The sequence below is a fragment of the Flavobacterium ginsenosidimutans genome, assembly GCF_037478105.1.
Lineage (GTDB): Bacteria > Bacteroidota > Bacteroidia > Flavobacteriales > Flavobacteriaceae > Flavobacterium > Flavobacterium ginsenosidimutans.
The window spans coordinates 4,088,180-4,100,842 of sequence record NZ_CP147988.1 but is presented as its reverse complement, the minus strand read 5'-3'; the positions used below and the strand labels follow the sequence as shown (position 1 = coordinate 4,100,842).

Sequence of the window (12,663 nt, the reverse complement as noted above, 5' to 3'; positions counted from 1 at the left end):
ATGAAGAAAATAATCAAAGCCGCATTTCTTTTTTTAATTCCAATTGTATTTTTTACCGCTTGCACCAATGATAATCTGGTGCCACTTTATGAAGAGCAGAAAGCAGGTAAGATTGTTATACGTGGCTACAATGCCATTCAGGATTCACTGCAGATCGCTGTTGACGGCAAGATACTGGCTGTTGATGCCAAACATGATGCTTTCCTTAAAAAAATTGAGAAAAATCATGAGTTTGTATTTTATGGAAACAGCAGAAAAACAGTAGAAATCATCAATAAAAAAACTAAAGCAGTTATACATTCCTATCTTTTTACATCGGATAAACCTATAGATACACTTTCATTTTATACTAAAGAAGAAATCTGGGTAGACGATGTTTTATCTTTTAAACCTGGAACCTTATCAGCAGCGGGACGTACGGGATATAAATTTATTTTCCCCACAATGAATAAATATTCTAAAACCAGTTATACAGGCGCTTTAGATGCTATAATTAGAAAAGTAACCGGAGAGCAGGTGGGCATATGCGAAAATATAACCACAACAAATTTTAGCACTTTTGCCGAATATCAGTTTAGTTTGCCGCCAATTATTGATATTGAATTGGTAAAACATGGAACAAACGAATCTTATATAGCAGGACAGAGAGTTATTTTTCGCACTGTTATGCAGAAAAACAAATCAAGTCTGATTGTTTTTGAAGAGAAGCCAAAAGAAACAGGTGCATTTTCTCATGTAGAGGGATTAATTAATCTAACGGATTATTTCTCATTCTAGATGACATCCATTCCTAAATATCAGCCAGCTTTAATTATTCTATTAGGAGCTTTTTTTGTGGTCCTGTCCGTTTCGTGTAACAATGATTATGATCCTGCAGTTTATGAAAAAGGAACCAATGAATATACAAACAGTTGGATATTAGAACAGATGAAAAGGTATTATTTATGGAATGAAAATTTACCAGAAAACACCAGCTTATCTTTAAAGCCAGAAGATTACTTTAAAGAAATGCTCTATAAAGGCGATCGCTTTTCGTATGCTGTTCATCCATCATTACCGGAAACAGCACCTCAGAGTATCAGGAACAGTTATGGTTTTGATATTTCGTTTGCAGAATATGATAGCCAAATCTATGGAGTGATTTTATATGTGCTTGCGGATTCTCCAGCGGAACGTGCGGGCTTAAAAAGAGGATTGTTCATCAAATCTATTAACGGAACTTCTTTAAGTAGCCAGAATTTTGAAAATTTATATGAAGCTGCAGCATCTTCATCTAAATTGACATTGCAGTTAATGCAATATAGTGAGGCTGACGGATTTTCTGATGATGGAGAAATAGAAATTATACGAGGCTTCACATTTTCCAATCCAATCAGCAGTAAAGCGATTCTGTACGAAAATCAAAAAGTTGGATATATTGAAATCTCCCATTTTGACGTCGGGTTGGCGGGTTCGCTACTTTCGGTTTTCAAGGAATTTCAAAATCAATCGGTAACCAAAATTATTTTGGATTTGCGTTATAATGGAGGAGGAGATGTTTCTTCGGCTGCGGCTTTAAGCAGTATTCTGGCTCCTATTGTCAAATCAGATGATCTGTTTATTACATTTAGAGGCAATAAAAACGGAGGCGTAGTCAACAAAACATTTAAAGAAGCTTTAGTAATGACTGAAACTCAGGTAAGTTTTGAAGCATTACGGGCTGTCCATCCGCCTATTCAGGAATTATTTATTTTAACTGGTGGCCATACGGCATCAGCTTCTGAAATTATTATCAACAATCTTAAACCATATATGAAGGTTATGGTTATAGGAGAAAAAACGGTAGGAAAGGACGTGGCAGGATTTGCTATAGAAGATGATCGTATTTCAGAGGAAAGAGGATGGGTTTTATATCCAGTAATTTATAAACTCTTTAATGCCCATAATGAAGGCAACTATGCATTGGGAATAAATCCTGACATAGAAATAAATGAACTTCAGAATATTAAAGTTTTCCCATTAGGAGACATACAGGAAACACTATTAAATAAAGCTTTAAGCAACGAAATAAGTGCTAAAGGTCAAAAGAATATGCTAGTTAAAAAACTAACATTGCATAAAACCTATGATATTGATCCATTTGTTCAGATTAATTCTGAATGATTCCTTATTAATGACTAAAAAGAAATCTTACAGTTGCCATATATTGAAATTGGGTGGTAATTTTTCTTTATTCTGTTTCTGATCCGTTCGATAAAATCATGATTAGCTGAATTTTTGATAAATGATTAATTTAAGCTTGCTTTTGTTCCTATCCAAACAAGTCCCTTTAAAGTTATGCGGCTCTGGTCAGTAAGCGGATTTAAGACAATATACCCGCCATCATTCAGGGCAATCAAAGCGTCGAGCAACGCAGCCTGTCCATTTTTTTTGATGGAGGGCGCGCCGTCATAGCCAGCGGAACTGTCTGGTAAGGGTGAGACAAGCGCTGTAAGATGTTCCAAATTCAAGCCACTATCCCTGTCAGAAAGTGCTGTTAGAATTTTTGCAAAAAGGGAGGCTGTTGTATTCATAAATGCCGTTTAACCACATATACGAAAAAATCTTCATTTTGGTTTGCATTAAGGCAGCCAATACGGAATTCTGTCCGTCGCTTGCTTTAGATTTGAAACAAGGCTTAAATGTTTAATTCTTAGGTTTTTATTTATCTGAGTTGCATTAATATGCCTATATGTTTTCTAAAAAAGTCACCAGATTGATTTCCTCATTTTGGATATTAAGTTTTTTTCTTAACCTCGCCCTTGCTACATTAAGGCTGTTATAAGACTGACGTGTCAATGCGCAGATTTCTTTAGTGGTCATGTTCAATCTTAAAAAGGCACAGATTCTCTTTTCATTGATTGTCAGATCTGGATATTTAATGTTTAAACGTTCGTAAAAGTCATTATAAACCTGACTGAATCTAACTTCAAACTCTTTCCAGATATCATCATCTTGAGCATTTTTTATATCCAGAATTATTTTTTGAATAACGTCTTGATCGTTTTTTTTCATTTGCTTTTTAAGCTCCATCAATCGGTTTGAAATTTCAGTATTAAATTCGTTCTTTTTTAAGAGATACATAATATTTGTTGTAAGCTCTTTATTTTTAAATTCTAATTCCCTTTTTAAGGTATCTTCTCTTAAAGAAAGCTGTTTATTGCTCGATTCTGCGCTTTCTTTTGCCAATTGCTGGATTTTAGCTTTGGTTTCCTGAAGTCGGTACATTATAACCACGATAATGATTAACAGTATCAGAACAATCGCAATAATAGCGTAAACTAGCTCTCTGTGGTTTTGGGCTATTTTTGCTGCCTGTTTTTCCTTATCAAATTTATACTGCATTTCGGCCTGAGTAATTTTTTGCTGATTTTCTTTATTAAAAAGGCTGTCGTTTAGAGCTTTATAGGCAACGTGATATTGGTAGGCACTTTTGTAATCTCCTTTTCCGGCCATTACAAGACTCAGTTCTTCCAAAGCAGATGCTCTGGAAGATGAAGATTTGATTTGCTTAGAATATTTTAGGCTGGCAAGTAAGTGCTGTTGCGCTTTATCGAATTCCTGTTTTTCCTTATAAAGTCTTCCTAAGTGGTAATTTGATTTGGATAATCCGAAAATATTATTTTCTTTTTTTCGCAAATTAAGAGCTTCAATAAAAATAGCTTTAGCAAGATCGTAACGTTTCGATTTGAGGTAAATGATTCCCATATTTGAATATACAGAAGATAGATTTTCATTATCCTTAGCTATTTTACTATGAGTTGAAGCCTGTACATAATATTCTAGCGCAAGATCTCCCTGAAGTTTATTATCGTAAATTATGCCAATATTATTGAGCAGTTTTCCTTTAATAAAATGAAGTTTTTTAGGATCTTTTACAATATTTTTATTCAGCAGGGCTTTAAGTTGATTATATTTTTCAAGAGCTTTATCAAAATCAGTCTGATAATAATAAACGAGAGCTATGCTATTATAAACTCCTATAATATTTTGCTCGGGCGGATAACGCTCATATAATTTCAGTGCTTTTAACTGATATTCCAGACAGACATCAATATTACCTTTCAATAAATTTACATCTCCGACATTCGAATACACTTTGGCTAAAATGGTGTCACTGATTTTTTTTTCGAATGAAAGCGCTTTTTTATAATAAAACAGAGCTGAATTCAAGTTCTGTTTTTCTAATTTCTGCCCAATTTTAACAAGGAGATTTACTTTTTTATCCGCATCAGCGCTTTTTTCATACTGCAATTTTAAACTGGCAATATTTTGTGAAAACAGTGCTTCACAGACAAATATGAAAAAAACGGCATAAATGTTAAAACGTTTCAAATTAAATGATTTGTTTGCTAAACTATGAATAATTTTTGAAGATTTAGTTATGTAAATGGGATTTGCTCAAAAAGCAGGTAGATTGAATTTTACCTTAAAGGTTGCAAAGTTTTCTATTGCTGAAGTTATATAGAAATGTAAAGTCTGCAAAGCTTTATTATGGCCAACTTTTCGAACTTTCTGCATTTTTCTAATACAATATGATGCCAAAACTTTCTGTGGGTTGTTGCTATTTTGAATCATTTAAAATGGCTATTTTTTAAAAATTTTTAATTTGTAAAGTTCTTGTTTTTAGCGTTTTATGGTTTTTGTTATACAAATGTAATAGCTGTTTATTCGCTATATATAAGATGTAACTATGGTTTGAAGTCTCACTATTTGATTTTTCCATATCCTTGCTTCGAAACATTTAATGGGTAATGAAAACAGCAAACTCTTCGATACTAAGATTAGTGTTTAATCAAAAGGTTGCTTTATTAATTACACAAAATCATTAACTAACCAAAAAACAACTTTTAATGACAAATTATTACAAAAAAGGAAATCGATTATTATGGTTTTTTATTTTTTCGCTTTGGTCAGTTTTTTCCTTTGGTCAGCAGGCGACTTTTAAAGATGGCGTCAAACAAGGTTCTGTTAAAATTAAGTTTTCAGGACAGTTGGCACCGACTTTAAAGAAAATGAATCTGACAACCGGAAAAAAACTCACCACCGGAATTCAGGCTTTTGATCAGGTTTCGAGTAAGGTTGGAGCCCGGAATATGCGTAGGCTCTTTCCAGAAAATCCTAATCCGAGATTAGAAGCAAAATTGAAAAAGCATAAACTTGATTTATGGTATGTTGTAGACATAGACGCGAACCAGAGCGCTAAAGATGCAGTACAAAAATACAAGGGAATTGCTGAAATTGAAACAGCAGAAACAGAGAAACAAAAAGTGCTGTCTAATTACAATTTTAAAACAGTTGAAATTAGCAATGCAAAATCTTCGGCAGCTGATTCTTATTTTAACGATCCTAAATTGCCAGAGCAATGGCATTATAACAATACAGGACAAACGGGGTATCCAGATGGTTCTGATATTAATTTGTTTAAGGCTTGGGATGTTGTAAAAGGGAATCCAGAAATTGTAGTTTCAATACACGATCAGGGTGTAGATATTCAACATCCGGATCTTCTGGCGAATATCTGGACTAATAAAGCCGAACTTAACGGAGTTGCCGGAGTCGATGATGACGGAAATGGTTATGTTGATGATATTCATGGGTGGAATTTTGACAAAAATAGTGGAGCGATCGAAGGACAGCCTCACGGAACGCACGTAGCGGGAACAATATCTGCTGTAAATAACAACGGAATTGGTGTTTGTGGAGTTGCCGGTGGAAGTGGCAATAATGACGGTACTAAAATTATGTCAGTTCAGACTTTGGGTGGCGGAAGTTTTGAAGAAAGTTATATCTATGCGGCAAACAATGGTGCGGTAATTTCTCAAAATAGCTGGGGATATACGGAACCAGGAAATTTTGACGAATCGATAAAAGAGGCTATAGATTATTTTATTGCAGAAGCAGGAGATTATCCAAATAGTCCGATGAAAGGCGGAATAGTAATTTTCGCTGCAGGAAACAGTGATTCTGACGGAGAATGGTTTCCCGGTTATTACGAAAATACTCTATCTGTAAGTTCAATTGGGCCAAACTGGCAAAAAGCGAGTTATTCTAATTATGGAACTTGGGTAGACGTTGCAGCTCCGGGAGGAGAAACTGAGCTTGGGGCAAAAAACGGAGTTTTAAGCACATTACCTAAAAATCAATACGGTTTCTATCAGGGAACTTCAATGGCTTGTCCGCACGTTTCTGGTATTGCGGCACTTGCTTTGGCCAACAGAAAAAGCCAATTGACACCAGAAGTTTTGAGAACCAAACTTTTAACAGGAGTAGTAGATATCGATTCTCATAATCCTGATTATAAAGGGAAATTAGGTTCAGGACATATAGATGCATTTTTAGCGATCCAAAATAATGCAGGTGTTGCGCCAAATGCGATTTCAGATTTGGCAGTGACGGGAATTGCTCAGGAATTTGCCAACTTATCATGGACAGTCCCAGCGGATACGGATGATTTAAAACCGGTAGATTTTAGGATCTATTACAGTACTTCACCATTGACAAAAAATAATCTGGCTTCGGCAAAGTACGATATTATCAAAAATACGGATGAACCAGGAACAGTGGTAACTCATTCGATTAATGGACTTTTAGGACTTACAACCTATTATTTTACTGTGATTTCAGGAGACAGATGGAATAATTTGTCTGAATTATCAAATAGTGTTCAGGGAACAACAAATGCAGGCCCAGAAATTACGGTAGATGATAATAGTAAAGACATTGTAATAAATGTAGATGCTAGCACTTCTTTTAAGGGATCACATGACATGACGATCTTAAATAATGGTGAAGGAGTATTGAGATGGGAATTTTTAGCCCGTCATAAAGAAACTGTACTGTCTTATTCTGCAAAAAACATCAAATATCCTTCTGCAAAAACAACAAAAGTTGCAGCTGCAGGAAAAGTGGGTAGAAGTAAATCTAAAATCGCAGCTACATCAAAAAAAGCAGCAATCCAGCCGTTTGGATTTACTCAAGTAGATAAAGGCTATTCTGATTATCCTACAGATCTTATTGGAGATACAGATACTAATGTTCCAAACTCAGCTGCATCAAAATACATTGTTAGTGAAGCAGATGGTTTTAACTTAACACAAATTACAAGCTATTTAAAAGTAGATCCAAAATTTGGTCCTGTTGTAATTGAAGTTTATAAAGGAACGTCTTTAAATAAAGAAAATTTAATATACGCACAAGAATATACTCCTTTTGATGCGTCTGAAGGTTATGTGTCGATTAACTTAGAGGAACAATTGTTTTTTCAGCAGGGAGAAACTTTTTGGGTTGTATTGCATATTCCAGCTGGAAATCTTTACCCTTTAGGGCTTGGTTATGAAAATACACCTGAAGGCTCTGATAATTGTTTTATTTCTTTTGACGTAGGACAAACTTGGGGACCGTTGAGCACAGCTCTTGAAAGCAATGATTTTGCGTGGTTCAACATTATAAGTAGCCAAAATAAATATTTAGGAGAATATTTGTCCTTAGATCCTTCTAGTGGCGAAGTAAACGGAAAAGCAAATGAAAAAACAGTTCTTTCTGCCGATGCTTCTAATCTGATAAATGGAACTTATTATGCTAATGCGATTTTAAAATCTAATGACGCAGTTCAAAGAGAGCTTAAAATTCCGGTTACTGTAAATGTATCAGGTCAGCAGCCAATTCTACAAGGACCAGAAAAACTTGATTTCTCAAGTGTTTTTCAGGGAACTTCTAAAGAATTGGAATTTGTAGTAAAAAATACAGGACTGGGTAATTTTAATGATATTGCTCTAAATATCTCTAATCAAAATTTTGAACTTATTGATGCTTATCCAAATCAGCTTGCAGCTGATACTGAAGCGGTACTTAAAGTAAAATATACACCAAGCGCTACAGGAAACGATAATGGATTTTTAACGCTTACATCTTCTAGCAGTTCTAAAACTTTGCGTGTCATTTTATTTGGAGTAAGTTCTGAACCTGCAAAAATAGTGGTTGATCCAATGACTCAACTTATTGATAATGTTGCGTTGGGAGATCAGGTGACGGCTTCAGTTACTGTGAAAAATGAGGGTAAGGCTGCATTAAAATATTTTGTTCCAAAATTTGATCAGTCTGGGACTAGTGATACATGGGAAGGTGGATATCATAAATATGGATATAAATACCGTACAAGCTATGCTTCAGAGACGTCTCCGTTAACGTATGAATACAATGATATTTCAGGAACGGGAACAGACATTACAAGTTATTTTAAAGCAGAATCAAACCGATATTATCCTCTTGAAATGGGATTTGATTTTCCTTACTATGCTAAGAAAATGCAAACGCTGTACATTAGCTACAAAGGTTTTACAGCTTTTGATGATGAAATAAATCCGATTAATGATCCGGTTTTAGATGGGGCGCCTTATTCTCCAAAAGGCCTTATTTCTATTTTAGGAACGTACTTTGAATTAAGCAAAGGAGGTTCAGTTCATTATAAAGTGGAAGCAGATAGAGTTATAGTGCAATATTCTAATTTTGATGATGGGCTTGGAGGAAAGATCAGTGCACAGATGGTTTTATTTGCAGATGGGAATATCCGTTTTTACTATGACAATATTAATTATCTGAATGAAACCCTTGGATATCTAAACGTTCTTATAGAAGATTATGATCAAACAGATGGTATTTTAATCAATAATTATACTAAAATAGCAAACATTTATTCTGGACTTGCTTTAGGTTTTGATTATCCGGGTCCAGATATGATTACCTCTGTAACTAATGCTGGAGGAATTTTATTGCCAGGTGAATCTGCAAAAATGGATGTCGTTATGGAAACGGCAGCATTGAATGAAGGTATGATCAACAGATATTTGAATATCGTTTCTACAGATCCGATAAATGCGCAGGTTAATCCTTTAATACAAATTAATATCACAAGCGGAGGTAAGGCAGAGCTTGCTGTATCTGAAACAAATATTGATTTTGGAAATGTGTTTCAGGGAGCTGTTGCATCCAAAAAGTTCAGTATTAAAAATACGGGAACTACTTCTGTAACATTAACAGGTTTTACTTTAGACAATAATAAATTTCAAGTAACAGGTGAAACAACTGCAACAATAGCACCTGGACTTATTAAAGTTTATGATGTTATTTTACCTACTGATGTTGTAGGTGATTTTGCAGATGTATTGCATATTACCGATAATAAAGGAGGTAATTATACGATTACACTTGCTGGAAAAGTATTAGATCCTCCAGGAATAAAAGTTACAAATTTTGATCTAATTACAGAGACTTTACAACACGGAGAAACCTCTAAATATCCTTTACTTATTGAAAACACAGGTAAAGCTGATCTTGAAGTGGTAGCTACGGGCACAAACTGGCTAACGATGTCTGTACCGACAGCTGCTGCAGAGGCTATTCCAAATTTCACTTATAGTTATGAGCTTTCTAATGATGGAACAAACTATCAATGGATTGATATTCGTAAAACAGGAACTCAATTATCAGTAGGTGATGATCCAACGACTGTTGACGGATATTGGAAGAAAGTAACCATGCCATGGTCTTTTAATTATTATGGTAAAGATTATACAGATATGCATATTGGTATATCTGGATTATTAACTTTTGATCAGCCAGAAGCGCCTGCACCATTTATTGGAAATATGCCAACAGATGAATTAAAAACGGTTATTGCTCCTTATTGGGTATTTGGTGCTTTTGATACGATGACTTATCCAAAAGATGATGTTGGAGTTTTCTATTATGCAGATAATGATAAAGTTATTATCTCATGGGAATACGTTGTAAACTTCTTTGGCGGATTAGGAGATCCAACTTCTGCTCAGGTTATCATTTATAAAAATGGTACTATGAAGTTTCAGTATAAAGTTAATGGAAGTGCAGATTTTACAACAAATTTATCGGTTATAGGTCTTCAAAATGGTGATCAGTCAGATTCTGTTATCATTTCAAATCATGCAAATGTTAATCATGATAAAGGCTTGGCATTTTTGATCAGCCCTGCAAAAAAACATACAATTCCTGCAGGAACGACTTTAAGTGCTCAAATAGATATTGATGCAAGCAATATTTATGCAGGAGAATATAGTGGAAAATTAAAATTGCGTACAAATGTTCCGAATCAGGAATTGTTAGAAAAACCAATCAATCTGACTGTTACAGGAGCACCAATTATTGCATCAAGTTTAGAAGAAATAAATTTCGGTGAAATAATGGTGAACCCAGATGCAATTTATTCACGAGAATTTTTAGTTCAAAATACAGGTGCAGAGAAACTTCAAATCTCTAATATTTCGATAGAAAGTGGTTCTTCAGAATATGCCATTGAAACTTATGCTTTTTTTACAGGCTGGTTCGGCGGAGGCTATTGGAGCTGGACAAATATTAATGATTTAGCTGGTAATTACCCAGTAATATTGCCAGGAGAAAATTCTAAATTTAGAATTACTTATACTCCAACAGCAGCAGGTTCTATTAGTGATCATGTTGTTATTGAAAGTAATGCCACAGTAGCAAAATTCTTAATTCCGATTAAAGCTGAGGTTGTGCTGCCACCAACTTTAGCAGTAAAAACTACTGAAGTTAATAGTGTTGTTAATTATTTAACGGATACAGATACGCAATATGCTGTTTTTGAGAATGGTCAGGGCGGTGGAAATTTAAAGTACGAACTGAGCATTGATTATTTGAGAAAAGCTCCAGAAGGTATTGTTTCAGGTTCACAATCGATGGCCAAAAAAGCAAAAACAGCAAAAGCAGATTCATTATTAAAATCAAATCCAGTGGCTAAAGGTGGCGTTAGTGTTTATGCTGAACCTACTTTTAACAGAGTATTGGCTCACGAAGACAAGACGGCTGCAGATACGAGATTTGGTTATGATGGAGGAGAACCTTTTACAACCGCTACCAGATTTAATGCAGGTAAAGAAGGTTTCACGCTATCGCATTTTCAAACCTTTATGTTTGGTCTTGATAAACCATCAGGAACTATTGTTTACGAGATAAGAGCAGGCGGTTCTTCGGTTGCAGATGCAACAATAATAGATCAGGGTTCTGTTGATTATGTTTACGAAGGCGGTAAAACAGGGGCTTGGGTAACATTGCCTATAAAAGAACCTAAAGGACTTTATCCAAATGAAGATTTCTATGTAGTAATCACATATCCTTATGAATTACCGTATGTACAAGGTTCTATTTCTGGAATTGAAGATACTCCTGGCAGATATACATTAAGCGATGGCGAGAAATGGTATGATTTACAAGAAGCTGATTTATACCCAGGTTATGGATGGATGGTGAGAGCAGGTGAAGAAAAATATACTTCTAATGCATGGGTTTCTATAAATGGACTTTCAGATGGAACGATTACTCCTAGCGAGAAAAAAGATGTCCAGCTTGACTTTATAGCTGCAAATGGAGTTCGCGGAGATCAGCATGCGGTTTTAAACATTAGAACAAACGATCCTATTAACAGTGTCGGAAAGATTCCAGTAAAATTACATATTAATGAAGCTCCGATTTTCTCTAATTTACCAGTAGAAACTATCGTTGTTAATGAAGCTTCAGAAGTAACTGTGAAAATTGGGCTAACTGATCAAGAAGCGAATAAAATTACGGTTCAGTCTTCTAATGCTCCCTCATGGGCCACATTTGAACTGACTGATGGTGAACTTTCAGTAAAACTTGCTCCGGGTTATGAAACTTCGGGAACATATACAATCAATTACACTGCAACAGATGAGCTTGGTGCATCTACAGAAGCAGTATTCGAAGTTAAGGTATTGAAAACTAATCGTGCACCTATAGCAACTAACTCAGAAGAATTAATTTATTCTAAACTGAATTATTTTGATGTGAAAGTATTCAAGGATTATTTTACAGATCCAGACGGCGATGAAATGACTTTTAAAGCAACGACAGCAAATGATAAAATTGTAACTGTAACAGTTGGTCAGGAATTGGGTCAGTTTGTAATTGAAACGCATACTGTAGGAGAAACAATTGTAACCCTAACAGCGACAGATGCTTTTGGATTAAGTACAGAACAGCAGATAACTGTTAAAGTAATAAATAATAGTGCTCCTGTTGCACTTGGCGGAGAGGCAATTATATTCAATAAATTATCTGTACAGGAAGCCTTTAGTTTTGATAAATATTTTACTGATCCTGACGGAGATGAATTGACTTATCAGGCAGTGATAGCAGATCCAGCAATTGCATCATTATCAGCATCAGCAACTGGTTTTACAATTGAAAGTATTTCTAATGGTCAAACCGATTTAGTTTTAACAGCTACAGATATTTACGGAGCAAGTACAGAACAGCATGTAACGGTTATTGTAAACCAGTCAGAAGTTGCTGAACTTAATATATTTCCTAATCCTGTTGTAAATACTGTTAATATCAAGTGGACAAGCCGTTGGGTTGGAGATGTTACTGTTGAGGTTGTAGCTCTTAATGGTTCAATTGTACGCAAATTTAATATTGATGATGTACAGTTGAAACAGTATAGCCAGTTAGATTTGAGCACATTACCGACAGGCGCTTACTTTTTGCATGTTAGCGGAAAAGAAGGAACGTCATCAGTTTTCAAATTTATCAAAAGATCAGGAGAGTAAATAATGAAATGAAGAAATGCGC

General features: G+C 35.0%; 5 protein-coding genes. 3 read left to right on the top strand and 2 right to left on the bottom strand.

Translation table 11 applies throughout. From position 1 onward, the window contains the following. Both V6624_RS17880 and V6624_RS17875 read left to right on the top strand, forming a co-directional pair. On the top strand, positions 1–777 hold the full coding sequence (locus V6624_RS17880; RefSeq protein WP_338839599.1) for a hypothetical protein: 777 nt from the start codon (positions 1–3) through the stop codon (positions 775–777). Beyond that, positions 778–2,142: a S41 family peptidase gene (locus V6624_RS17875; RefSeq protein WP_338839598.1), complete on the top strand. Its 1,365-nt coding sequence runs from the start codon at positions 778–780 to the stop codon at positions 2,140–2,142. It abuts the gene before it with no gap. A 125-nt stretch (positions 2,143–2,267) separates the two neighbouring features. Here V6624_RS17875 and V6624_RS17870 read toward each other — a convergent pair whose 3' ends face one another. Together V6624_RS17870 and V6624_RS17865 are read right to left on the bottom strand one after the other, a co-directional pair. Beyond that, positions 2,268–2,552 (bottom strand): hypothetical protein, encoded by a 285-nt coding sequence (locus tag V6624_RS17870; protein WP_338839597.1) that lies wholly within the window; start codon positions 2,550–2,552, stop codon positions 2,268–2,270. A 154-nt stretch (positions 2,553–2,706) separates the two neighbouring features. Further along, positions 2,707–4,272, bottom strand: a complete 1,566-nt coding sequence (locus V6624_RS17865; protein ID WP_338839596.1) for a tetratricopeptide repeat protein — start codon at positions 4,270–4,272, stop codon at positions 2,707–2,709. A 599-nt stretch (positions 4,273–4,871) separates the two neighbouring features. On the opposite strand from V6624_RS17865, the gene V6624_RS17860 reads away from it, so the two are divergent. Then, the gene (locus V6624_RS17860; RefSeq protein WP_338839595.1) at positions 4,872–12,641 is read left to right on the top strand and encodes a S8 family serine peptidase; all 7,770 of its coding nucleotides are present in this window, start codon (positions 4,872–4,874) and stop codon (positions 12,639–12,641) included. Positions 12,642–12,663: the final 22 nt, after the last annotated feature.

Coding starts and splice junctions, on each gene's coding strand:
- V6624_RS17875 (WP_338839598.1), top strand. CDS start 778: ATGACATCCATTCCTAAATATCAGCCAGCTTTAATTATTCTATTAGGA.
- V6624_RS17870 (WP_338839597.1), bottom strand. CDS start 2,552: ATGAATACAACAGCCTCCCTTTTTGCAAAAATTCTAACAGCACTTTCT.
- V6624_RS17880 (WP_338839599.1), top strand. CDS start 1: ATGAAGAAAATAATCAAAGCCGCATTTCTTTTTTTAATTCCAATTGTA.
- V6624_RS17860 (WP_338839595.1), top strand. CDS start 4,872: ATGACAAATTATTACAAAAAAGGAAATCGATTATTATGGTTTTTTATT.